Here is a 21,924-nt window from a genome sequence, read left to right as displayed (position 1 = left end):
AACAGGCGCCCGACCCACGAGGTCGCGGCTCCCGTCGTACGACGGGAGCGGCGCCCTCGGCGCTTCCCGACCGGAGGTGACCTGCCAGAATGCCCGCTCCCGGGGGCCGCCGCCCAGCGGATGTGCGGGACGGTGATTACTGGATAGAGTCACCCTTTTACACATGGTTGTGGGGACAACCAACGGGGCCGTTCGGCTGCCGACATCGGGGGAGGGCCTGCAGCTCATGAGTCGTCGCTCTACGGGTTTCGTCGGCGTCTGGGCCGAGGTGCAGCGGCAGCAGCAGCGCCAGCGGGAGCTCGACGAGAGACGGCGCAGGCAGGCGGAGCAGCAGGCGCGGGCCCACCAGCGGCGGGCCGCCCAGGAGTACCGCGAGTACCGGCAGTCCGAGGCACGGCGCCGTACCGAGGAACTGGACGCCGAGGTCGCCTCCCTTCAGGGGCTGCTCGCCGCGGGCTGCCGGGCGCCCGCCTTCCGGGCCGCCGCGCTCCTGCGTCCCGAACAGGTCCAGCCCTTCGCCCCGGGCCCGCTCGCGCAGCCGGTGGTCATGCCGGACATGGACCGGTACCAGGTGCAGGGCGGCTGGACCGCGAACCGCCGGGCGCAGGCGCAGGCCGAGGCGCGCGCCCGCTTCGAGCACGACTGGCACGCCGCCCAGGCCGCCGAGGCGCACCGGCAGCGCCAACTGGCCTCGTATCAACGGGAGTACCAGCAGTGGGCCGACGCCACGCTGGGGGAGGCGCGGCGGCACAACGCGGGCGTCGCCGAGGTGGCCGAAGGAGTCCGCCACCGGGATCCCGACTCCGTGATCGAGTACTTCTCCGCCGCTCTCTACTCGTCGTCGGCGTGGCCGGAGGGCTTCCCGCGCCGGATCGCCGCCGCCTACGACGCGGCCGCCGGGGAACTGGTCCTCGACTGGGAGCTTCCCGCCTACGACGTCGTCCCCGAGGCGAAGGCCGTCCGCTATCTGTCCGGCGCCGATCAGGACAAGGAGACCGCCCGTCCCGTGACCCAGCGGCGGGCCCTGTACCGCGAGGTCCTCGCGCAGTGCGTCCTGCTCGTCCTGCACGAGCTCTTCGGCGCCGACGAACAGGGCGCGCTCGAATCGGTCGTCCTGAACGGCTTCGTGGACGGGCACGACCCCGCCACGGGCCGGCCGGACCACATCGTCCTCGCCACCGTCAGGGCCGCCCGCGCCTCGTTCCTCGCCCTGCACCTCGCCCAGGTGGACGCGGCCAGTTGTCTGACCGACGGACTGCGCGGACAGCTCTCGGCCCGGCCGGACCAGCTCACGCCCGTACGGCCCGGCCGGCGGCCCCAGGACGTCGGGAACCGCGTCGTCGCCCACGGCGGTGACGAGGATCCCGACCTGTACGCCATGGACCCGATCGCGTTCGAGGAGCTCGTGGCCGATCTGTTCCGGGCCATGGGGATGCAGGCGGTGACCACCCAGCGCTCGAACGACGGAGGCGTGGACGTCGACGCGCTGGACCCGGCGCCCATCCGGGGCGGCAAGATCGTCGTCCAGGTGAAGCGCTACCGGAACACCGTGCCGCCCACCGCCGTACGCGACCTGTACGGGACGGTGCAGGACGCGGGCGCCAACAAGGGTGTCCTCGTGACGACGTCGGGGTTCGGACCCGGCTCGCACACCTTCGCCGAGGGCAAGCCGCTGGAGCTCATCTCCGGCCCCGAACTCGTGGACCTGCTGCATCGGCACGGGCTGCGGGGGAGGCTGGGGGACGGGGGCCGCTCGGGGGCGGCGTCGGCGGCCCGGCCGGTTCCGGAGCCGGATGCGACGCGGCCGGTCCAGGCGCCTCGGGCGTCGGGACGGTCCCGGCCGTCTTCGGGGACTGTCCGGCAGTCTTCGGGGGCTTCCCGTCCGTCTTCGGTGGCGTCGGGTGCTTCGCGTGCCTCTTCGCGGGCGTCGGGGGCGTCCCGCCCCGAGGCGGGGACCCGGCTGCCCGACGACCACAACGTCCTCGGGATGGGATGGACCGGGGGCGTCGCACTGGACGTCTGCGCGCTCGTCTGCCGGGGCGGGCGCGTCCTCGGCGACGATCACTTCGTGTTCTACAACAACCCGCGGACACCGGACGGTTCGGTGTCCGCGCTGCCCGCCACGCCGCCCGACAAGGCCGCGATCGGCGTCTCCTTCGACGCCCTGCCGGCGGAGGCCGACCGGGTCGTCCTCGTGGCCGCCGTCGACCCCGAGGCCGACCCGGACGCCGACCTCTCCGGCTTCACGGACGCCGGCATCCGGCTGCTGGGCCCGGACCTGACCGAACTGGACCGGCTCGACGTCTCCGACGGCCGGCCCGGCGAGACCGCCCTGGTCCTCGGCTCCTTCCGGCGCCGTGCCGACGGGAACTGGAAGTTCGTCCTCGGCGGCAAGGGCTACCCGGGCGGTCTCGCGGAACTCGTACGGGACTTCGGCATCGCGGTGGAGTAGCCCCGCGGGCCGGGCGCGCCCCGGCCGGACCTCAGGGGGTGACGACCGCGCCGGCGTAGACGTTGTCCGGAGTGACGATCTCTGTGACGGCCCTGGCGACCAGCGTGGACGGTTCCTGGCCCTGGTAGGTGATGTCGGTGTTGAGCATGACGACCAGGGTGGCCTTCTTCGAGGGCAGGTACACGGTCACGGTCTCGTATCCCGGCAGGGAGCCGTTGTGCCCGATCCATCCGCTGGCGTTGAAGATGCCGAGCCCGTACGTCGTTCCCGGGAAGCCGGTCGGCAGCGTCTTGAGGCGCTGCGCCTGGGTCTCGGGGCTGAGCAGCGTGCCGGTGGCGACGACCTTGGCCCAGTGCCGCAGGTCCTGGAGGTTCGAGATCATCGCCCCGGCGGCCCAGGCCCAGCTCGGGTTCCAGTTCGTGGAGTTCGCGACCTCGCCGCTCAGCGTCTGGTCGGTGTAGCCCTGCGGGTGCGGCTTGGGGAACTCGTTCCCCTTCGGGAACAGCGTGTGGCGCAGACGGGCCGGGCGCAGGACCCGCTCGTCGATGATGTCGCGGAGCTTGCGCCCGGTGACCTTCTCGACGACGAGGCCCAGCAGGATGAGGTTGGTGTTGGAGTACTCGAACTGCGTGCCCGGGGCGAAGGTGTTGGGGTGCTTGAAGCCGTACGCGAGCAGCTCTCGCGGGGTGAAGAACCGCTGCGGGTCGCTCAGCAGGTCGTGCTCGAAGTCCGCGTCGGAGGTGTACGGGAACAGTCCGCTGCGCATCTCGGCGAGCTGGCGCAGCGTGATGTGGCGGCCGTTCGGGACGCCGGGGATGTAGCGGGAGATGAGGTCGTCCAGCCGGACCCGGTGCCGGTCGACGAGTTCGAGCAGCGCGGTGACGGTGAAGGTCTTGGTCTCGCTGCCGATCCGCACGTAGTCGTCGGCGGACATCGGCTTGCCGGTGGCCTTGTCGGCGACTCCGGTCGCGCGGACGTAGTTGCCCTTGCCGGGCATCCACAGACCGACGACGACACCGGGGATGCCGGCCTGCTTGCGGACGTCCTCGACGGCCTTGTCCAGCCGGGCGCTCAGCGCCGGGCCGAGACTGTCGGTCGCCTCGTCGTCGCTGCCGTACCCGTCCCTGTCCGTGGCGTGCACGGGGGTCGGTCGTACGCCCGGCGGGTGGAAGGCCGCGGCGGGCGTCGTGGTCATCGGGGCCAGCACGGTCGCCGCGAGCAGTGCCGCGACGAGGGGACGGCGGTAGGAGCTGTGCCGCATGGGGGGGCGCCTCTTCCGGATCAGGTGCGGGTTCTGGTTCAGGTTCAGGTCCAGGTCACGGGAACAGACGGCAACAGCACCATCCGCGCCCCCGGTACGGGCTCCGGTCCGATCAACGTTCCGGCAAGTCCACTCGATCGGAGCCACGGGGGCCCGCAACCATCGGGCGCGCCGGCGGGTCTGCTGTACGTCGAGAAGTCCGGGACCGGTGAGGCCTGGGAACGGGGGGGACGGGATGAGGAAGCGGACGAACACCCGGAACACGGACCGCCGGACAGGGATGCCGGCGAGGCGCCTCCTGCTGGTGATCACGGGTCTGTTCGTCGCGGGCACCGCCGTGACCTGGCTCGCGGTCACGCATCTCGCCTACGCCACGGGGATGGCGGGCACGTCCGGACGGCTCAGTGTCCAGGCCTGCTCGTACAGCCAGTCGGGAGGCCACCGGTACCCGCACTGCCACGGCATCTTCCGTTCCGACGACGGGACCGTGGTGGACACCGACGCCACGGTCGACAGCGACGTGCCCGTCGGCAGCACGGTCGCGCTGCGGCGGACGTCCTCCGACACCTACGAACAGACCGGCGTGGCCGCCGTGTTCGGCTGGCTGGCGCTGTCCCTGCTCGGCCTGGTGGTGCTGACCCTGGGAGCCATGGTCGTACACGCCCGAACCGGTCTGGAGACCGGATCCCGCGGGCTGCGGATCCTGCTGGGCGTCCTGGCCACGGCAACGCTGACCAGCGCATTCATCGGCGGGGTGGCGGGCGTGCTGCAGAGCCTCTGAGGCGAGAGAGGACACCCGCGTCGGCCGCGCGGGCGGTGAGTGTCCGCGCGACCCGGTGTCGATGTCAGTGGTGCGGCATACGATCCCGCCATGCGAGCTTCAGGAACGTTCAAAGTCGCCGGATTCACCCCGGCACCCGTCCCGGGCCCCGCGATCGAGACGGCACTGCCGGTCGGCGTCGCCACGATGGAGAAGGAGTACGAAGGCGAGATCGCCGGACGCTCCGCCACGCTGTTCACCGCCGCGTTCGACCAGTCCACCGGCGTGGGGACGTACGTCGCCATGGAGTCCTTCGAGGGAACGCTCCACGACCGGGCGGGCACCTTCAACTTCGCCCACTCCGCGACGACGCTGGGCGAGTCGAGGGAGAGCGAGTTCTTCACGATCGTGCCGTCCAGCGGAACAGCCGCCCTGACCGGAATCACCGGAACCGGCGCCATCACGATCACCCCGGACGGCACCCACCGAATCTGGTTCGACTACGAGCTGAACCGCTAGGACGCCTCCTGGCGAGCACACCGCTCACCGAGGTGGCGCCGATGAAAGGGGCTGACGCGAGCCGTGGAGTTGAGCCGAGCGGAAGCGATCGCGCTCGTGCGACGGATCGAGGACGTGGACTACGCCTCCGAGTCCGAGGCGAACGACCTGCTGGAAAAACTCGACAGAGCCCTGGCCTGCCCAACCGGCCATGTCTCCGGCCTGATCTTCTGGCCCCCGGAGCGGGAGCTGTCCGCAGAGGAGGTGGTCGACCGTGCTCTGGCCTACCGGCCGATTGCCTTGTGAACTCGCCACTCGGATGCGTGGTCGGATCGTCGACAAGGCCAAGCAGCGGCCGTAGCCCGAAAATCGGTGGTCACCTGGGCCGGCCAAGCCCACGCTGTACGTCATGGAAGAACCGCAACGTCAGATCCGCGCGGCCCACACGGACTCCACGATCACCGTCTATCAGGCGTACCGCCCGGAGATCGGCGGACCCGCCGCCCGCGACGGCCGTTTCCCCGCCGCGTGGAAGCCCGACCGCATGACGTGGATCAAACCCAGCTTCATGTGGATGATGTACCGCTCCGGCTGGGGCACGAAGGAGGGTCAGGAGACCGTCCTCGCTGTCGAGATCACGCGTGACGGCTTCGACTGGGCGCTGCGTCATGCCTGCCTGTCGCACTACGTCCGCGGACTGCACGCCGATCGCAGCGCCTGGCAGCGCGACCTCAAGCGCGCGCCCGCCCGGGTCCAGTGGGATCCCGAACGCGATCTGCATCTGCGTCCCCTGCCGTACCGCTCGCTGCAACTGGGGCTCTCGGGCGAGGCGTCGACGCGGTACGCGGACGAGTGGATCGTGTCCATCAGCGACGTGACCCCGCTCGCCCACGAGATCCACGCACTCGTCAGGGACCGCGAACTGGACTCGGCCACCCGCCTGCTCCCCCATGAGGAGGAGTACCCCGCCGGCGAAGAACTCCTGGCCCACCTGTGTCACTGACCGGTGGCCCGGGCACTACCGCAGGCATCACCCACGGGCCGCATGGCGGCAGCAAAGGTCTGTGAAGGGCGACCGCGTGGTCACTGCGGGCCGGTACGGCCTGGAGGCTTCATATGGCCGGTCCGAACGCCGTCATGCGGAAGCCACCACCTCGCCGGCCATGACCTGGGGAGGGTTGGGGAGCAGGGACGCAAGGTTGTCCCGCACGAAGTCCGCAGCCCTCGAGATCGATTCCTCGGCACCGGCCCGGTCCTGGAAGACACTGGTCGAGACCATCACTCCGTCCCCGGCATCGATCCAGTAGTAGGCCACGAAGCCGGAGACCTGGCGCATGAGTGCCACGAACCCCTCGTTCACGAGACGTGCCGCCTCGGCCGAATCGGTCACCCCTTCGTACCGCCGGACTGCTGCGTACATCGCCAAGCTCCTCACGGCGTTCCGGGTTCGTTCTCTGCTGAGACGTCGTACCCCTGCGACGGCTGCCTGGCTCATGAGGCGTCCGGCAGTCACCTGAAGAGCCGCCTCGGGTGGTCCGAACGGCGGTTGCCCGGCAGGGCCGGCCGCGACGCGTGAGGGCGGGCCGCTCGCGCCGGGCCGGACCTGGAAGGGGAACGGGAGGCTGTGGTCCGGCCCGTCAGGGTTTCAGGCCCTGGAGGCCGTCGTAGGCGGACATCAGCAGTTCCAGGCCCCGCTGGTCGTTCGCCGGTTCGCGCATCTGGTGGGTCACGTAGGCGACCGCCATGCGGTGGTCGGGGTCGACCACGACCAGGGAGCCGCCCCAGCCGCCCCAGCCGATGCCGGTGTCGAACAGGCCGTAGCCCAGGCCCCAGCGGACGGGCATGCCCAGGCGGCGGTCCTCGCCCTTGAACTGTTCCTGTCGTGCGAGCTCGCAGACCGCCGGTGACAGGAGCCGGGTGCCGCCCAGTGCTCCTCCGCGGGCCATGACCGACTGCACGAGCGCGACCGAGCGGGCGTTGCCGAATCCGCTCGCCGCGGGGATCTCCGCCCGGCGCCAGGCCGCACTGTTGCCGTCACGGACCCTGAGGCGCGCGGTGCCGGCGGCCGGTGTGGTGCCGCCGGGCGCGCTCGCGGTGTAGTCCTCGTCCTGGCCGGGCGGCGGGATCGTGAGGGCCACCCGGTGGTCCTGTGCGGCCGGCAGCCCGATGTGGAAGTCGGCGCCCAGCGGGCCCGCCACCTCCCGTGCGAAGAACGCGCCCGGGCCGGCGCCCGTGATGCGGCGGATCACCTCGCCCACCAGGAAGCCCTGGGTCAGCGAGTGGTACCCGGCCGCGGAACCCGGCTCCCACTGCGGGGTCTGCGCCTCCAGACGCGCCGTGGCGGCCGTCCAGTCGTACAGGTCCTCGACCGGTCCGTCCCAGTCGGGCAGGCCCGCGGTGTGCGCGAGCAGGTGCCGTACCAGCACCTTCTCCTTGCCCGCCCGGGCGAACTCCGGCCAGTAGTGACCGGCCGGCGTGTCCAGGTCGAGCTCGCCCCGGTCGACCAGGATCAGCGCGCACAGGTTCGTCATCGTCTTGGTCACGGACCAGACGTTGGTGATCGTGTCCCGCTGCCACGGGGTCGTGCGGTCCGCGTCGGTGAAACCGCCCCAGACGTCCACCACCGGTTCGCCGTCCACGAAGACGGCCACCGAGGCACCGGCGTCACCCTCGTCCAGCATCACGGACAGCGCCTGGGGCACAGCGATGAAGAGATCGTCGTACGAGCCCTGGATGTCGGCCATGTGTGGTTTGTAGCCCGGGAACGTCCGAGGGGCAACCGAATTCCCGGGCGCCATGATCACCCGGCCCGGGGAAGAACCCCCGCCCCGCGGCTTCCCGGCCCCGGGAAGCACCGCCCCGCCCAGACCTCGGGGCGAGCCGCCCTCGCCCCGCGCGCCGCCGTCAGTGCGACAGGGTCGCCGGGCTGCCGCCGTTGGCCTCGTACCCGGCGACCGCCAGCGCGCGGTATATCGCGTAGTCCGCGGCCGGATCCTGGCTCAGGGTCCAGGGCAGGGCGCCGACGTGGCCGTCCACGTGCACCAACTGGTTCATCGCCTCGGACCAGCGCTCGCCGCGGACCAGGAAGCAGACCAGCAGATGGCGGACGTGGGCGAGCATCGGGTCGTCGGGGCGGGCCGCGTGGACCGCGTACAGCGCGCCGTGGACGGCCTTGGTCACGACCTCGCTCCGGTAGAAGCCGCGGACCAGGTTCACCTCGGGCAGGTGCTCGAAGACCGCGAACAGCGGCATCGCCGCGAGGAGGGAGCCCTCCGGCGCCCGTGCCGCCGCGGCCTCCGCGAAGGCGTACGCCGTCTCCCGCGAGCCGTGCCACTTCTCGCACCAGTAGTGCAGGGCCGCCAGGTGCGCGCCCATGTGGGACGGCGCGCGGTCCAGGATCTTCAGCCAGAGCTTCTCGAACTCCGGCTGGGTGTAGCCGAGTCCGCGCGCCACCGACAGTTCGATGATGTACGGGATCGGGTCACCGGGGGACAGCAGCGCCGCGTCGCCGCAGGCGGACCGCGCCTCCTCCATGATGATCCGGAAGTCGTCGGTGCCCGGCGTCGACGTCCGCCAGGCCTGCTGCACCAGGAACTCGGCGTGCACCGCGGCGCCGCCCGCGTCCTTGGGGGCCTCGGCACGCCACACCCGCAGCCACTGCCCGCCGGGCGTCTCGCTGACCCCGCCGGGCCGCTGCATGAGCTCGAGCGACGCGGCGCCCGCGAAGGCCTGCACCCGCTGCCAGCGGGTCTCGCCCTCGGTCTCGGTGCCGGCCAGGAGCTGCGAGGCCGCGCGGTAGTCCTGGGTCCGCTGCACCACGTCCAGGACGTTCAGCAGATCCGCGTCCGGTCCCGGCATGCGGATGTCCAGCTCCTCCTGGCGCAGGAAGCCGTAGTTCGCGGGGTCCGCGGCGTCCGGGTCACCGGGCGTGACGAGCTGTATACCGGTGCGCCTGCGCCGGAACACCGGCAGCAGGACCACGCTGAACATGGCCAGCGCCATCAGGACCCAGAGAATCTGCATGCCTCCAGCGAACCAGACGCGTCCGACAATTGGCCAACCCGGTCCGTCACGCTGTGGGCGAAGGCCCGCTCCGGCCTCTGGCGCGCGCAGCACGCTCCGCGTCCGGGCCCGCTCCGGTCCCGGGCGCACGCGTCACGCTCTCGGCGAAGGCCCGCTCCGCTGCCGGGTGTACGCCGTCACGAACGCGTAAGGAGCACTACGCTCGGGACTCATGAGCGACAGGCACATCAGTCAGCATTTCGAGACGCTCGCGATCCACGCGGGCAACACCGCCGATCCCCTCACCGGAGCGGTCGTCCCGCCGATCTACCAGGTCTCGACCTACAAGCAGGACGGCGTCGGCGGCCTGCGCGGCGGCTACGAGTACAGCCGGAGCGCCAACCCCACCAGGACCGCCCTGGAGGAGAACCTCGCAGCACTGGAGGGCGGCCGCCGCGGCCTCGCCTTCGCGTCGGGACTGGCGGCCGAGGACTGCCTGCTGCGTACGCTGCTCAGCCCCGGTGACCACGTGGTGATCCCCAACGACGCGTACGGCGGCACCTTCCGGCTCTTCGCCAAGGTCGTCTCCCGCTGGGGCGTCGAATGGTCGGTGGCCGACACCAGCGACCCCGAGTCGGTACGGGCCGCACTGACCCCGAAGACCAAGGCGATCTGGGTCGAGACGCCCTCCAACCCCCTCCTCGGCATCACCGACATCGCCGTGATCGCGCAGATCGCGCGCGAGGCGGGCGCCCGGCTCGTCGTCGACAACACCTTCGCGACCCCCTACCTCCAGCAGCCGCTCGCGCTCGGCGCGGACGTCGTCGTGCACTCCCTGACCAAGTACATGGGCGGTCACTCGGACGTCGTGGGCGGCGCCCTGATCACCGCCGACCAGGAACTCGGCGAGGAACTGGCGTACCACCAGAACGCGATGGGCGCCGTCGCCGGGCCCTTCGACTCCTGGCTGGTGCTGCGCGGCACCAAGACCCTCTCCGTGCGCATGGACCGGCACAGCGAGAACGCCGGCCGGATCGCCGACATGCTCACCCGGCACGCGCGCGTGACGCGGGTCCTGTACCCGGGTCTCCCGGAGCACCCCGGTCACGAGATCGCCGCCAAGCAGATGAGGTCGTTCGGCGGCATGGTCTCCTTCCAGGTCGAGGGCGGCGAGGAGGCGGCCGTCGAGGTCTGCAACCGTGCCAAGGTGTTCACGCTCGGTGAGTCGCTGGGCGGGGTCGAGTCCCTGATCGAGCACCCGGGACGCATGACGCACGCCTCGGTCGCCGGTTCGGCGCTGGAGGTCCCCGCCGACCTCGTCCGCATCTCCGTGGGCATCGAGAACATCGACGAACTGCTCCAGGACCTGCAGCAGGCCCTGGGCTAGAGCCGAGGGCGGCGGCCCTCGGTGGGCCCGCTCCGGCCCGCCGTCGCCGCCCGACCGGACCTCCACCACTGCCCGCGCGCCGGACCACCGGCCCGCGGGCAGTGGCGCACGGTCACCGGCCGTCAGCCACGGTCCGCGAACACCGGCCTTCAGCACGGCCCGAGATCACCGGCCCGTCCCCGGGAAGCGTTCGGTCACCAGCCCGTCAGCGGAGGAGTCGTGTCCGACGGCGGTTCCACCCACGGACGGGCCGTCGCCGCCCAGACGGCGAAGACGACGGCCGCGGCGAGCAGTGCCAGCCACAGCAGCCGCCGCACCGCCCGCGCACGGCGCTGCACGCGCCGTCCGCGGCGCACGACCTCGCCGTACAGGTCGGCCGGCACCACGGGCGCGGGTGTCAGCTCCAGCATCCGCCGCACGGCCGCCTCGCGCTCCGACAGGTTCATGACGGCGCCACCTCCAGGGCCGGTGCCGGGTCGCGGGGCGGGTGCAGCAGCGTCGCCATGGCGCGGGCGCAGATCGCCCGTACGCGTTCCGGGGGGAGCCCGAGCAGGGCCGCCGCCTGCTCCTCGGCGACCCCCTCGTACAGCCTGAGCACGAGGATCAGCCGTTCCTGGGGCGTGAGGGAGGCCAGGACGTGGTCCGGGGAGGTACGCCGGCGCCCGAAGCTCCCGTACTGGTGCCAGGCGGTGCGCTGGAAGCGCGCGGCCAGTTGCCTGCGGGCGCTGTCGTAGGGATCCTCGCCGTGGAGCCGGTCCCAGGAGGCGTACGTGTGGGCGAGGGCCTGTGTCAGCAGTCGCCGCGCGCGCGGGTTGGCGTCCCGGGGCTCCGCGGTGAGCAGGGTGGCGGTGTGCAGCAGCCGCCCCGCCGCGCCCGCCACGAAGGCCTCGAACTCCCTGGCCCGGCGAACGCCTTGGGAGGCACGCCGTTCTCGCACCATGCCTCCCGCCTGAGGGTGACCCTGAGAAGGCCCGCGGCCGCGTGCGACCCGTCGCACCCCGTACGACGAGGACCCGGTCTCATATGAGGCCAGGGGGCGCCTTCCGGTCAAGAGTTCGGAGCACATGCACGCACGCGTGCCGCGCGACGAACGCCCGGGGACACCGGGGCCCCGGCCTGCGCCCCGCCCCGGGCGCGGCTCACCAGCCAGCCCTTGGCGCGGTCGGCGCCCGGAACCAGGGCTCGGCGCGCCGGTCTGCCCCAGGTGCGGTCACCGGCAAGCTCCGGGCGCGCGGCCCGACGGCCGGAAAGGGCCCGGCCGACCGGCCGGCACCGGCTCCGTTCAGGAAGCCGGCTCGGTCTCCGTGGTCGGCAGGCCCTGGGCCGCCTGGCGGGCCGAGAGCGCGCCGTTGAAGCGGGTGAGGAGCGCGCAGAAGACCTCACGCTCCTCCGGTGCCCAATCGTGTGTCAGCTCGGCCATCAACTGACGCCGGGACGTGCGTACTTCGTCGAGCCGGGACTGGCCGCGCGGGGAGAGCTGAAGCACCACGGCGCGCCCGTCCTCGGGGTGCGAGGTGCGCTTGACGAGCCCGGTGTCGACCAGCGGGGCGACCTGCCGGGTGACCGTCGAGGAGTCGATCCCCATGCTCGCCGCGAGCGCCTTGACGCCCATCGGGCCTTCCTTGTCGAGGCGGTTGAGCAGGAGGTAGGCGGCACGGTCCATGGAGTTGCGCACCTGCCCCACCCCGCCGAGCCGGGTCTGTTCCGCACGGCGCGCGAAGACCGCGACCTCGTGCTGAAGGGCTTCGAGAAGACCGGTGTCACCGACGGTCGTCATGTCCATCGACATCTCTGGTGTAGTGGGCATGGCCGGGGGCTCAATTCATGCGTGGGGAGCTGGGTTGGGGGACAGGTTACGCGGCCGGGGCGCGGGCCGTACCGGCGCTGCGCAAACCGAGTCTCGGAGCGTGGTCACCACGGGAGTGCGCCCGCGTGAACTGCGAGACTGACGGTCATGAGCTACAGCAGTGCTGACTCCTTTCCCAGTGTGACTCTCGACGACGTGCGCGGCGCGCAGAAGATGCTGTCGGGGGTGGCGCGGGTGACCGCGATGGAGGGCAGCAGGTATCTGTCCCAGCTCGTCGGCGCGCCGGTGCAGTTCAAGTGCGAGAACCTCCAGCGGACGGGATCGTTCAAGCTGCGCGGCGCGTACGTGCGGATCGCGGGCCTGCTCCCGGAGGAGCGCGCGGCGGGCGTCGTCGCCGCGAGCGCGGGCAACCACGCGCAGGGCGTGGCGCTCGCCTCCTCGCTGCTCGGTGTGCGGTCCACCGTGTTCATGCCGAACGGCGCGCCGCTGCCCAAGGTCGCGGCCACCCGCGACTACGGCGCCGAGGTGAGGCTGCACGGGCAGGTGGTCGACGAGACCCTGGCCGCCGCGCAGGAGTACGCGCGGCGGACGGGCGCGGTGTTCATCCACCCCTTCGACCACCCCGACGTCATCGCGGGGCAGGGCACGGTCGGCCTGGAGATCCTGGAGCAGTGCCCGGAGGTGCGCACGATCGTCCTCGGGATCGGCGGCGGCGGGCTCGCGGCGGGCGTGGCCCTCGCCGTGAAGTCGCTGCGCCCGGACGTCCGGATCATCGGCGTGCAGGCGGAGGGCGCGGCGGCGTATCCGCCCTCGCTCGCGGCGGGGCGGCCGGTGTCGGTGGAGAACCCGGCGACGATGGCCGACGGCATCAAGGTCGGCCGCCCCGGCGACGTGCCGTTCCGCCTGGTCGAGGAGCTGGTCGACGAGGTCCGCACGGTCTCCGAGAACGATCTGTCCAGCGCGCTGCTGCTGTGCCTGGAGCGCGCCAAGCTGGTCGTCGAACCGGCCGGCGCGAGCTCCGTCGCGGCGCTGCTGCGCGACCCCGGCTCCTTCGAGGGCCCGGTCGTGGCGCTGCTGTCGGGCGGGAACGTGGATCCGCTGCTGATGCAGCGCATCCTGCGGCACGGCATGGCGGCGGGCGGCCGCTATCTGGCGGTCACGCTGCGGCTCACCGACCGGCCCGGCGCCCTGGCCACGCTTCTCGGGGTGTTGTCAGTGGCGGACGCTAACGTCCTCGATGTGAGCCACGTACGGACCGATCCGCGGCTCGGGCTCACGGAGGTGGAGGTCGAGCTGCACCTGGAGACGAAGGGGCACGAGCACTGCGCCGAGGTGAACGCGGCGCTGCGCGAGGCGGGGTACACGGTCATCGAGTGAGGGCGCGGCCGCCCGAAGGGGCCCGGCCGTCCCACTCGGGGAAAATCCATTGAGAGACGCGATACATCGCGTTACGGTGGGTCCGGATCGGCGCCGACGGGGCCGGGCCGATGACTTTCTCGTCGTGCACCAGTCCCCAGTACGCGCACATTCGCAAACACGCGCACATCCGAAAATCCCCAACGACGTGGAGAACACTCATGCCAGGCGCCATCTACGCCGAAGGCCTGGTGAAGACCTTCGGTGACGTAAGGGCTCTGGACGGCGTCGACCTCGATGTCCCGGAAGGCACCGTGCTCGGCCTGCTCGGGCCGAACGGCGCGGGCAAGACGACCGCGGTCCGCTGTCTGACGACCCTGCTGCGCCCCGACAGCGGCAAGGCCGTCGTCGCGGGCGTCGACGTGCTCAAGGACCCCGACGCGGTACGACGCAGGGTCGGCCTCTCCGGACAGTTCGCGGCGGTCGACGAATACCTGACCGGCCGCGAGAACCTCCAGATGGTCGGACAGCTCTACCAGATGCGGGCGAAGGCCGCGAAGGTCCGCGCGGACGAGCTCCTGGAGCAGTTCAACCTCGCCGACGCCGCCGACCGCACCGCGAAGACGTACTCGGGCGGCATGCGACGCCGTCTCGACCTCGCGGCGGCCCTGGTCGTGTCGCCCCCGGTGATGTTCATGGACGAGCCCACGACCGGCCTCGACCCGCGCAACCGCCAGCAGCTCTGGGACGTCATCAAGCAGCTCGTCTCCGGCGGTACGACGCTGCTGCTCACCACCCAGTACCTCGAAGAGGCCGACCACCTCGCGCACGACATCTGCGTCGTCGACCACGGCCGCGTCATCGCCCGCGGCACCGCCGACGAGCTCAAGGCGCAGACCGGCGGCGAGCGCGTCGAGGTCGTCGTGCACGACCGCGAGCACATCGCGACCGCCTCCGAGGTGCTGCGCGCCTTCGGCAAGGGCGAGACGACGGTCGAGGAGCACACTCGCAAGCTCACCGTGCCCGTCACCGGCGGCGCGAAGCTCCTCGCCGAGGTGATCCGCGAGCTGGACGGCCGCGGCATCGAGATCGACGACGTCGGCCTGCGCCGCCCCACCCTGGACGACGTCTTCCTCTCGCTCACCGGCCATGTGGCCGAGGAGAAGCCCGAGGAGGGCGACGGCCCGGCGGACGACCGGGGCGGCAAGGGCAAGGACGCCCGCACCGACGAGAGCGTGAAAGAGGCCGTGAAGTGAGTGCCCTCAGCGACGCCGTGCGGGTCACGGCACCCTCGAACCCGGTCTTCCAGTCCGTCCGGGACTCCCTGGTCATCGCCAAGCGGAACCTGATCAGAATGTCCAGGATCCCGGAGATGGTCATCTTCGGACTGATCCAGCCGATCATGTTCGTGGTCCTGTTCACGTACGTCTTCGGCGGGTCCATGAAGATCGGCGGCAGCACCAGCGCCACCGACTACACGAACTTCCTGATGGCCGGCATCTTCGCCCAGACGGTCACCTTCGCGACCGCGGGCGCCGGCGCGGGCATCGCCGACGACATGCACAAGGGCCTGATCGACCGCTTCCGGTCGCTGCCCATGGCGCGGGGCGCGGTGCTGACCGGCCGCACCCTGGCCGACCTCGTGCAGACCGCGCTGACCCTGCTGGTCCTCGCGGTGGTCGCGGTCATGGTCGGCTGGCGGGTCGGCTCGAACGGCAGCACCGACGCGTTCCGCGTCATCGGGGCCTTCGGTCTGCTGCTCCTGCTCGGGTACGCGTTCACCTGGATCGGCGCGCTCATCGGCCTGTCCGTGCGGACACCCGAGGCGGCCACGTCCGGCGGGCTGATCTGGCTCTTCCCGGTCACGTTCATCTCGAACGCGTTCGTGGACACCAGCAACATGACCCCCTGGCTGCGGCACGTCGCCGACTGGAACCCGTTCAGCGCCACCGTGCAGGCATGCCGGGTGCTGTTCGCCAACCCGGGCGTGTCGACGTCCGACGCCTGGCCCATGCAGCACCCCGTCTGGGCCTCGGTGATCTACTCGGTCCTGATCGTGGTGATCTTCCGGACGCTCGCCGTCCGCAAGTACCGCTCGGCGACGGCGTGACGCCGGTGTCCTGACGGTGCCGTTCAGGCTCCGATCGACGCGGACATGACGATGCCCCCGGCGTGCTGCCGGGGGCATCGTCGTCGCCGGTTCGGGGCTCAGCCCCGGTGCGGTTCGGCCTTGAGGATCTTCACCGAGGCGAGCTTGCCGTTCGGCAGCTCGTACTGGGCGTCCTCGCCGACCTTCTTGCCGTTCACTCCGGAGCCCAGGGGCGACTGCGGAGAGTACGTCTCCATGTCCGAGCTCGCGTATTCGCGGGAGCCGAGAAGGAAGTCCAGGGTGTCGTCCTCGTCGCCGTCGAAGGCGATGGTCACGATCATGCCCGGTGCCACCACGCCGTCCGCCGCGGGAGCCTCGCCGACCTTGGCGTTCTCCAGGAGCTGGGTCAGCTGGCGCACACGGAGCTCCTGCTTGCCCTGCTCTTCCTTGGCCGCGTGGTACCCGCCGTTCTCGCGCAGGTCCCCCTCCTCGCGCGCGGCCGCGATCTTGGCGGCGATCTCCGTGCGCGCAGGACCAGACAGGTACTCCAGCTCGGCCCTGAGCTGGTTGTACGCCTCCTGGGTCAGCCAGGTGACGTTCTCACTGGTCTGGGTCACAGGTGCTCCTCGTAGGTACTGGGAATACAAAGCATCGCCCTACCCTGAAGCATGTTCTCTCACGGGTGGGCGAAACCACGAGCCTAACAATTCAGCGGCTCCGAGGGGAGGACATAAGACATCAGAATTGCATCAACGCTGGTCAGCCGCAGGTCGGCGCCGGTCACCCCGAGTGATTCCGGCCCGCGCCGCTGCCGTCGGGACCCGATCGGCGGTGCCGCTCAGCCCGCGTGGCAGCCGAGGAGTTCCGCCGTGGTGCCCCGGCCCGTCGTACGCAGGGTGACCACCCTGTCGAGGCGGGAGGAGTCCTGGTCGAAACGGAAGTCCGCGCGGCCCACCTCCAGGCCGTCGGCGTCCTGGGAACGCAGGGTGCAGTAGCCCTTCGTACCGGCGTCCTTGTGCACCTCCAGGTGCACCTCGACCGCGCGGTCCGAGACCGCCTTGAAGGTGATCACCTGCGCGCTGATCTTGGAACCGGCGATGTAGTCGTAGCCGAACCAGCCGACCACGCCGATCAGGGCGACCCCCAGCACGCCGCCGATGATCCTGAGCTTCCGGTCGGCCCGCTCGTCCGCGGAGCGGCCGTACCGGCCCTCGGGCAGCCGCGTGCTCGACGTACTCATGATCGTCCTCTCGGCTGGGGTCACCGGGACGGACCCCGGAATTAATCGCCCCCCGATTCCGTCACTATAGAAGCCGCCCACAGCGCGGAATCACGCCGGGCGCCGACAGCCGACTCAGGCGACAGCCGACTGACCGAGGATTGAGTCTTGACTGACCAGCTGCGACTGATGGCCGTGCACGCCCACCCCGACGACGAGTCGAGCAAGGGTGCGGCCACCATGGCGAAGTACGTGTCCGAGGGGGTGGACGTGCTGGTCGTGACCTGCACGGGCGGGGAGCGCGGCTCCATCCTCAACCCCAAGCTTCAGGGCGACAAGTACATCGAGGAGAACATCCACGAGGTACGCAAGAAGGAGATGGACGAGGCCCGCGAGATCCTCGGCGTCAAGCAGGAGTGGCTCGGCTTCGTCGACTCGGGCCTTCCCGAGGGCGACCCGCTGCCGCCGCTGCCCGAGGGCTGCTTCGCCCTGGAGGACGTGGACAAGGCGGCCGGCGAGCTGGTCAAGCAGATCCGCTCGTTCCGCCCGCAGGTGATCACCACGTACGACGAGAACGGGGGCTACCCGCACCCCGACCACATCATGACCCACAAGATCTCGATGGTGGCCTTCGAAGGCGCCACGGACACCGAGAAGTACCCGGAGTCCGAGTTCGGCCCGGCCTACCGGCCGCAGAAGCTCTACTACAACCAGGGCTTCAACCGCCCGCGCACCGAGGCGCTGCACCACGCGCTCCTGGACCGCGGGATGGAGTCGCCGTACGGGGACTGGCTGAAGCGCTGGAGCGAGTTCGAGCGCGCCGAGCGCACGCTGACCACGCACGTTCCCTGCGCGGACTTCTTCGAGATCCGTGACAAGGCGCTGATCGCGCACGCCACGCAGATCGACCCCGACGGCGGCTGGTTCAAGGTCCCCATGGAGATCCAGCGGGAGGTCTGGCCGACCGAGGAGTACGAGCTCGCGAAGTCCCTCGTGGACACATCCCTCCCCGAGGACGACCTCTTTGCGGGCATCCGCGACAATGCCTGACATGAGCGCAAGCCTGGCACTGACGCACCTCGTCCCCCTCGCCAAGGAGGTCGACGAGAACAAGGTCACCCCCGGCGTCCTCGGCTTCATCGTCTTCGCGGTGATGGCCCTGGCCGTCTGGGGTCTGATGAAGTCCATGAGCAAGCACATGGGCAAGGTCTCCTTCGAGCAGGACCCCGAGAACGAGGCGGTGTCCGCCGACGGCTCCGGATCCGGCGGGACCGCTCCCGCGAAGGGCTGAGCGGACGCCCGCACCCGCGGGCTCCCCGGGCCCGGGCCCGGGCCCGACGGCAGAGACCGCAAGACCACCGCGACCGCCGGACGACGGCGACCGCTGGGCGACGGCGACCGGCCGACCCGGGTCACCGGCCCGCCCGCCTGATGGCCGCGACCCGGCCGGTCCGCGTGACCGACCCGACGGCGGCCGTCGGCCGTGACGGGGCCGCCCCCTCGCCATGACCGGGGCCGCCCCTGCCATGACCGGCACCCGGTGTGATCCCAGCGGGCGCACACCGGGCTCCGCCATGCGCCCACAGGGCGCCCGGCTCACCTCGCCGTGGCCGGCAGGCGCCCGGGCTCACGGTGCCGTGGTCGGCAGGCGCCCGGTTCACGTCGCCGTGGCCGGCAGGCGCCCGGGCTCACGGTGCCGTGGTCGGTCGGCGTCTGGCTCACGGTGCCGTGGTCGGCAGGCGCCTGGCTCACGGTGCCGTGATCGGCAGGCGTGTGGCTGACCTCGCCGTGGCCGGCAGGCGCCTGGTCACGTAGCCGCGGTCGGCAGGTCCTTGGTTCACGGTGCCGCGGCCGGCAGGCCCCCGGCTCATGTCGGCACCGGCACGCCCATCACGTCGCGGGCGTGGCGGCCCGGCACCATGCCCAGGCGCCAGGCCTGCCATCCGGCGTCCAGGTCCACTCCGCGCTCCAGCAGCAGCCGGTAGGCCTCGATGAAGTCGTCCAGCCGGCCGTCCCGGGTGGCGTGGCCGGCCCGGCCGAGCTGCGACAGCTCCTCCACGGCCACCGCGGCGCCCACCTCGTGGCCGCCGGGCGCGGCGTAGGGGAGCAGCGTGCAGCGCAGGAAGCGGGCCCAGTCCTCCCCGCGCCGGTCGCCGTACGAGGCGAAGAGGCCGACCGCCTCGTCGCACAGGGTCAGCGCCTGCTGGGTCCGGGCGTTGCCCGCGTCGACGACGGCGAGCTCCAGACAGGTCCACGCCTCGCCGTGGGCGACTCCGATGCGCTGGAAGTCCGCGCGGGCGTCGACCAGAAGCTGGCGGGCGAAGCCCGAGTTCCGCAGGGAGCCCGTCTGCGCGGCGCGCTGGTCGCGGGTCACGCGGGCCGAGTGGTGGCGGGCGCAGGCCAGCCCGTAGACGTCCCGCATGCGTGAGAACATCGTCCGGGAGCGCTCCAGCTCCCGCACCGCCTGGTCCAGGCTGCCGGTCTCCTCCAGGGACTGGCCCAGGTAGTAGACCGTCCAGGCCTCGCCGCGCGCGTCCTCGTTCTCGCGGTGCCGGGAGGCCGCCTGGCGCAGCCCGTCGACGGCGGCGGACGGGTCGCCCTCGACGAGCCGCGCCCGGGCGAGCTGGGTGAGCGCCCAGGCCTCGCCGCGGGCGTCGCGCGTACGGCCGTACAGATCGAGCGCCTCGCGCAGTTCACGCTCCGCGCGCGGGACGTCGCCCATCCGCAGGCCGAGCTGTCCGAGCTGGAAGTGGGCCCAGGCCTCGCCGTGCACCGAGCCGCTCTCGCGGTGCAGGACCAGTGCCTCGGTGAGCAGCCCGAGGGCCTGGCCGAGCCGGGACCTGTCGCGCTCGACCGCCGCGAGCGCGTGCATCGTCCAGGCGCGGTCGGCGGCCAGCTCGGGCGCGGCCTGGAGGTCCATGGCCTCCTGGAGCTTGGCCGCCGCCTCGACGAGGCCGCCCTGGTGGTGCAGCGTGATGCCGAGCGAGCACAGGGCTCTCGCGGCCCCCGCGTCGTGGTGGGCCTCGAAGTACAGGTCCACCACCGCGGCCAGGGTCGTCCGCGCCTTGTCCAGCTCGCCGAGCTGGCGGGCCGCGATACCGGTGCGCCACTGCACCGAGCGGACCAGGAGCCCCTGGTCGACGGCCTGGGTCAGCTCGCTGATCTCGCCCAGCCGGTACAGGTCGCCGCGCAGCAGGCAGTAGTCGCACAGGGCGCCCAGCAGATGGAGCACCGCCGCCTGGTCCACCCCTTCGGCGTGCCGGAGGGCCGCGGTGATGAAGCTCGACTCGTCGTCCAGCCAGCGCAGCGCGGCGTCCAGGGAGGTGAAGCCGTGCGGTCCGAACTGGTCGGCGCGTGTCGACGTCTTGCCGTCCACCAGCCGGATCACCGAGTCGGCGAGCTCCGCGTAGTTCACGATGAGACGCTCCTGGGCCGCCGTCCGCTCGGAGGCCTCCTCCTCGTCGAGGAGACGCGCCGCGGCGAAGGTCCGTACGAGATCGTGCAGGCGGTAGCGGCTGCCGCGCACATGGTCGATCAGGCCCGCCCGGGACAGCGCGGTCAGATGACGGAGCGCCTCGGGTTCGTCCGTCGCGAGCAGGGACGCGGCCGCCGCGGCGCCCAGCGAGGCCCGGCCGGCCAGGGCCAGCCGGCGCAGCAGCCGGCGCGCCGGTTCCGACTGGTCCGTGTACCGCAGCCACAGCACCCGTTCGACGGGCTCCACCGGGCCGTAGGCCGCGAGGTCGCCGGCGAGGGCGCGCGGGGTGCGCGGGCCGAGCGAGGAGCCCGCGATCCGCAGGGCCAGCGGCAGGCCGCCGCACAACTCCCTTATCCGGTCGGCTGATTCGGCGTCGTACGGACCGGAGGTGTCCTGGGCCGCGGCGGTCAGCAGTTCCTCGGATCCGGCCGCGTCCAGGGCGTCCACGGGGAGCTGGTGCACCCAGGCGGCGAGGCCGGCGGACAGGTCGAGGGGCTTGCGGGCGGTCACGAGCACCAGGCTGTCGGAGCGCTCGGGGACCAGGGTGCGCACCTGCTCGGCGTCGCTCGCGTCGTCCAGCACGATCGTGACGGGCAGGCCCGTCAGATGCTGGTGGTACAGCTCGCTCAGTCGTTTGACCTGCTGGTCCTGCGAGGAGCGCTCGCGGAAGAGGAGCTGTTCGCGCGGGGCGCCCAGCCGGTTCAGCAGGTGGAGCAGCGCGTCGCGGGTGGTGAGCGGCGGATCGTCCGGGCTGCCGCCCCGCAGGTCGACCACGCAGGCGCCGCGGAACTGGTCCTTGAGGGCGTGCGCGGCCCGGACCGCGAGGGTGCTGCGGCCGGAGCCGGGGGCGCCGTGCAGCACGACGACCGTCGGTCTCGTCTCCGTGCTCGCCCTGGCCGCGTGAACCCACTGCGCGATCCGTGACAGTTCGGCGCGGCGCCCGGTGAACGGGCCTTCCTGTTCGGGGAGCTGACCGAACGACTGCTCCAGCACGTTGCGGCGGCGGGCGGCCGCGCTCTTGTCGGTGCGGCGCAGTTGGGGCGCGCCCTTCTTGGCGCCGGTGGTGGCGCTGAGCACCCGCTGCTGGTCGAGGAAGGGGCGGACGCCCCGTACCTCCAGGGCCGTCAGCCACTGGAGGCGCAGTTGCTCGGGTCCGCCGGGCTGTCCGAGGGCTCCGGCGCGGCGGCTCGCGGCGGGCACGTGCGTGGCCGTCACCTTGAGGACGGTGGCGGTCGCGCCCGCGACGGCCACGGTCGCCCCGGTGCCCACCGCCGTGCCGGCGCCGGTGCCGAGGGCCAGGTCGGCGACGACGGCGGCGAGCGCGCCGACCGCGGCCACCAGCAGGGGAGTTCCGGACCCCTCGCGGGCGAACCGCTGCCCGAAGGTCTCCCGTCCGGCCTCGGACTCCTCCAGCGCCCGTTCGTACGCCGTGTACTCCTCGGCGGCCGTCTCCGTCATCGCGTCGAGCGAGGCCCGCGCCCGCGACAGCAGGGCGCTCCCGTCCGCGCGCCCCCCTGAGCGCCGCACCTCCTCCTCGACAGCCCGGACCAGCAGCCGCTCGGCCTCCGCCCGATGGCCGTCCCGCATGTCACGTCCCCCTCCGGCAGCAACTCCCTGG

21 protein-coding genes are annotated in these 21,924 nt (G+C 71.9%); 11 read left to right on the top strand and 10 right to left on the bottom strand.

The window, feature by feature from the left end; translation table 11 throughout:
- Window positions 1-226 precede the first annotated feature (226 nt).
- Entirely contained in the window at window positions 227-2,452 is a 2,226-nt protein-coding gene (locus tag ACFRIC_RS21620) for a restriction endonuclease (RefSeq protein WP_382788014.1), read from the top strand.
- A gap of 31 nt (window positions 2,453-2,483) precedes the next feature.
- On the opposite strand, the gene ACFRIC_RS21615 is transcribed toward ACFRIC_RS21620, so the two are convergent.
- Entirely contained in the window at window positions 2,484-3,713 is a 1,230-nt protein-coding gene (locus tag ACFRIC_RS21615; protein ID WP_382788012.1) for a serine hydrolase domain-containing protein, read from the bottom strand.
- Between the two features lie 280 nt (window positions 3,714-3,993).
- Between ACFRIC_RS21615 and ACFRIC_RS21610 the strand changes: the two genes are divergently transcribed.
- The 4 genes from ACFRIC_RS21610 (at window position 3,994) to ACFRIC_RS21595 (ending at window position 5,974) form a co-directional block, all read left to right on the top strand.
- Window positions 3,994-4,494: a hypothetical protein gene (locus tag ACFRIC_RS21610; protein WP_382788010.1), complete on the top strand. Its 501-nt coding sequence runs from the start codon at window positions 3,994-3,996 to the stop codon at window positions 4,492-4,494.
- Between the two features lie 90 nt (window positions 4,495-4,584).
- Window positions 4,585-4,992 carry a DUF3224 domain-containing protein gene (locus ACFRIC_RS21605; protein WP_382788008.1) on the top strand — a complete coding sequence of 136 codons (408 nt, stop codon included), beginning with the start codon at window positions 4,585-4,587 and terminating at the stop codon, window positions 4,990-4,992.
- A gap of 63 nt (window positions 4,993-5,055) precedes the next feature.
- Complete coding sequence (locus ACFRIC_RS21600; RefSeq protein WP_382788006.1) at window positions 5,056-5,277, top strand: e9imm peptide; 222 nt, start codon at window positions 5,056-5,058, stop codon at window positions 5,275-5,277.
- Between the two features lie 103 nt (window positions 5,278-5,380).
- Window positions 5,381-5,974: a DUF4291 domain-containing protein gene (locus tag ACFRIC_RS21595; RefSeq protein ID WP_382788004.1), complete on the top strand. Its 594-nt coding sequence runs from the start codon at window positions 5,381-5,383 to the stop codon at window positions 5,972-5,974.
- 132 nt (window positions 5,975-6,106) lie between these two features.
- Here the strand turns inward: ACFRIC_RS21595 and ACFRIC_RS21590 are convergent, their stop codons facing one another.
- The 3 genes from ACFRIC_RS21590 to ACFRIC_RS21580 form a co-directional block, all read right to left on the bottom strand.
- Window positions 6,107-6,391, bottom strand: coding sequence for a hypothetical protein (locus ACFRIC_RS21590; RefSeq protein ID WP_382788002.1), 285 nt, complete (start codon window positions 6,389-6,391; stop codon window positions 6,107-6,109).
- 217 nt (window positions 6,392-6,608) lie between these two features.
- Window positions 6,609-7,715: a serine hydrolase domain-containing protein gene (locus ACFRIC_RS21585; RefSeq protein ID WP_382788000.1), complete on the bottom strand. Its 1,107-nt coding sequence runs from the start codon at window positions 7,713-7,715 to the stop codon at window positions 6,609-6,611.
- Between the two features lie 160 nt (window positions 7,716-7,875).
- Complete coding sequence (locus ACFRIC_RS21580; RefSeq protein ID WP_382787998.1) at window positions 7,876-8,994, bottom strand: hypothetical protein; 1,119 nt, start codon at window positions 8,992-8,994, stop codon at window positions 7,876-7,878.
- A 211-nt stretch (window positions 8,995-9,205) separates the two neighbouring features.
- Between ACFRIC_RS21580 and ACFRIC_RS21575 the strand changes: the two genes are divergently transcribed.
- The gene (locus ACFRIC_RS21575) at window positions 9,206-10,360 is read left to right on the top strand and encodes a cystathionine gamma-synthase (RefSeq protein ID WP_382787996.1); all 1,155 of its coding nucleotides are present in this window, start codon (window positions 9,206-9,208) and stop codon (window positions 10,358-10,360) included.
- A 194-nt stretch (window positions 10,361-10,554) separates the two neighbouring features.
- On the opposite strand, the gene ACFRIC_RS21570 is transcribed toward ACFRIC_RS21575, so the two are convergent.
- From ACFRIC_RS21570 to ACFRIC_RS21560, 3 genes are all read right to left on the bottom strand, one after another.
- Window positions 10,555-10,806: a hypothetical protein gene (locus ACFRIC_RS21570; RefSeq protein WP_382787994.1), complete on the bottom strand. Its 252-nt coding sequence runs from the start codon at window positions 10,804-10,806 to the stop codon at window positions 10,555-10,557.
- Window positions 10,803-11,297, bottom strand: a complete 495-nt coding sequence (locus ACFRIC_RS21565) for a sigma factor-like helix-turn-helix DNA-binding protein (protein WP_382788066.1) — start codon at window positions 11,295-11,297, stop codon at window positions 10,803-10,805. Before ACFRIC_RS21565 ends, ACFRIC_RS21570 begins: the two co-directional genes overlap by 4 nt.
- A gap of 345 nt (window positions 11,298-11,642) precedes the next feature.
- Entirely contained in the window at window positions 11,643-12,149 is a 507-nt protein-coding gene (locus ACFRIC_RS21560; RefSeq protein WP_382788064.1) for a MarR family winged helix-turn-helix transcriptional regulator, read from the bottom strand.
- Window positions 12,150-12,314: 165 nt separating this feature from the next.
- Here ACFRIC_RS21560 and ilvA point away from each other — a divergent pair, with 165 nt between their 5' ends.
- The 3 genes from ilvA (at window position 12,315) to ACFRIC_RS21545 (ending at window position 15,633) form a co-directional block, all read left to right on the top strand.
- Window positions 12,315-13,544, top strand: coding sequence for a threonine ammonia-lyase (ilvA, locus tag ACFRIC_RS21555; RefSeq protein WP_382787992.1), 1,230 nt, complete (start codon window positions 12,315-12,317; stop codon window positions 13,542-13,544).
- A gap of 200 nt (window positions 13,545-13,744) precedes the next feature.
- Entirely contained in the window at window positions 13,745-14,779 is a 1,035-nt protein-coding gene (locus ACFRIC_RS21550) for an ATP-binding cassette domain-containing protein (RefSeq protein WP_382787990.1), read from the top strand.
- Window positions 14,776-15,633, top strand: coding sequence for an ABC transporter permease (locus ACFRIC_RS21545; protein ID WP_382787988.1), 858 nt, complete (start codon window positions 14,776-14,778; stop codon window positions 15,631-15,633). Before ACFRIC_RS21550 ends, ACFRIC_RS21545 begins: the two co-directional genes overlap by 4 nt.
- Before the next feature lie 98 nt (window positions 15,634-15,731).
- Here the strand turns inward: ACFRIC_RS21545 and greA are convergent, their stop codons facing one another.
- A complete protein-coding gene (gene greA, locus ACFRIC_RS21540) occupies window positions 15,732-16,229 on the bottom strand; it encodes a transcription elongation factor GreA (protein WP_382787986.1) in 498 nt (165 codons plus the stop codon).
- 221 nt (window positions 16,230-16,450) lie between these two features.
- Entirely contained in the window at window positions 16,451-16,852 is a 402-nt protein-coding gene (locus tag ACFRIC_RS21535) for a DUF4307 domain-containing protein (RefSeq protein WP_382787984.1), read from the bottom strand.
- 168 nt (window positions 16,853-17,020) lie between these two features.
- Between ACFRIC_RS21535 and mca the strand changes: the two genes are divergently transcribed.
- Both mca and ACFRIC_RS21525 read left to right on the top strand, forming a co-directional pair.
- A complete protein-coding gene (gene mca / locus ACFRIC_RS21530; protein WP_382788062.1) occupies window positions 17,021-17,881 on the top strand; it encodes a mycothiol conjugate amidase Mca in 861 nt (286 codons plus the stop codon).
- Window positions 17,874-18,122: a hypothetical protein gene (locus tag ACFRIC_RS21525; protein ID WP_382787982.1), complete on the top strand. Its 249-nt coding sequence runs from the start codon at window positions 17,874-17,876 to the stop codon at window positions 18,120-18,122. The genes mca and ACFRIC_RS21525 overlap by 8 nt, the downstream gene beginning before the upstream one ends.
- A gap of 576 nt (window positions 18,123-18,698) precedes the next feature.
- Here ACFRIC_RS21525 and ACFRIC_RS21520 read toward each other — a convergent pair.
- Window positions 18,699-21,893, bottom strand: coding sequence for a tetratricopeptide repeat protein (locus ACFRIC_RS21520; RefSeq protein ID WP_382787980.1), 3,195 nt, complete (start codon window positions 21,891-21,893; stop codon window positions 18,699-18,701).
- Window positions 21,894-21,924 lie beyond the last annotated feature (31 nt).

The sequence above is a fragment of the Streptomyces sp. NPDC056738 genome (genome assembly GCF_042790435.1).
Classification (GTDB): Bacteria; Actinomycetota; Actinomycetes; order Streptomycetales; family Streptomycetaceae; genus Streptomyces.
Note: the sequence above shows the minus strand (reverse complement) of the source record. Positions and strands in the feature narration are given on the sequence as shown.

What these genes read in the sequence shown, in the direction of transcription:
- ACFRIC_RS21620 (WP_382788014.1), top strand. Translation starts at nt 227, where the DNA reads ATGAGTCGTCGCTCTACGGGTTTCGTCGGCGTCTGGGCCGAGGTGCAG.
- ACFRIC_RS21615 (WP_382788012.1), bottom strand. Translation starts at nt 3,713, where the DNA reads ATGCGGCACAGCTCCTACCGCCGTCCCCTCGTCGCGGCACTGCTCGCG.
- ACFRIC_RS21610 (WP_382788010.1), top strand. Translation starts at nt 3,994, where the DNA reads ATGCCGGCGAGGCGCCTCCTGCTGGTGATCACGGGTCTGTTCGTCGCG.
- ACFRIC_RS21605 (WP_382788008.1), top strand. Translation starts at nt 4,585, where the DNA reads ATGCGAGCTTCAGGAACGTTCAAAGTCGCCGGATTCACCCCGGCACCC.
- ACFRIC_RS21595 (WP_382788004.1), top strand. Translation starts at nt 5,381, where the DNA reads ATGGAAGAACCGCAACGTCAGATCCGCGCGGCCCACACGGACTCCACG.
- ACFRIC_RS21590 (WP_382788002.1), bottom strand. Translation starts at nt 6,391, where the DNA reads ATGTACGCAGCAGTCCGGCGGTACGAAGGGGTGACCGATTCGGCCGAG.
- ACFRIC_RS21585 (WP_382788000.1), bottom strand. Translation starts at nt 7,715, where the DNA reads ATGGCCGACATCCAGGGCTCGTACGACGATCTCTTCATCGCTGTGCCC.
- ACFRIC_RS21580 (WP_382787998.1), bottom strand. Translation starts at nt 8,994, where the DNA reads ATGCAGATTCTCTGGGTCCTGATGGCGCTGGCCATGTTCAGCGTGGTC.
- ACFRIC_RS21575 (WP_382787996.1), top strand. Translation starts at nt 9,206, where the DNA reads ATGAGCGACAGGCACATCAGTCAGCATTTCGAGACGCTCGCGATCCAC.
- ACFRIC_RS21570 (WP_382787994.1), bottom strand. Translation starts at nt 10,806, where the DNA reads ATGAACCTGTCGGAGCGCGAGGCGGCCGTGCGGCGGATGCTGGAGCTG.
- ACFRIC_RS21560 (WP_382788064.1), bottom strand. Translation starts at nt 12,149, where the DNA reads ATGTCGATGGACATGACGACCGTCGGTGACACCGGTCTTCTCGAAGCC.
- ilvA (WP_382787992.1), top strand. Translation starts at nt 12,315, where the DNA reads ATGAGCTACAGCAGTGCTGACTCCTTTCCCAGTGTGACTCTCGACGAC.
- ACFRIC_RS21550 (WP_382787990.1), top strand. Translation starts at nt 13,745, where the DNA reads ATGCCAGGCGCCATCTACGCCGAAGGCCTGGTGAAGACCTTCGGTGAC.
- ACFRIC_RS21535 (WP_382787984.1), bottom strand. Translation starts at nt 16,852, where the DNA reads ATGAGTACGTCGAGCACGCGGCTGCCCGAGGGCCGGTACGGCCGCTCC.
- mca (WP_382788062.1), top strand. Translation starts at nt 17,021, where the DNA reads ATGGCCGTGCACGCCCACCCCGACGACGAGTCGAGCAAGGGTGCGGCC.
- ACFRIC_RS21525 (WP_382787982.1), top strand. Translation starts at nt 17,874, where the DNA reads ATGCCTGACATGAGCGCAAGCCTGGCACTGACGCACCTCGTCCCCCTC.
- ACFRIC_RS21520 (WP_382787980.1), bottom strand. Translation starts at nt 21,893, where the DNA reads ATGCGGGACGGCCATCGGGCGGAGGCCGAGCGGCTGCTGGTCCGGGCT.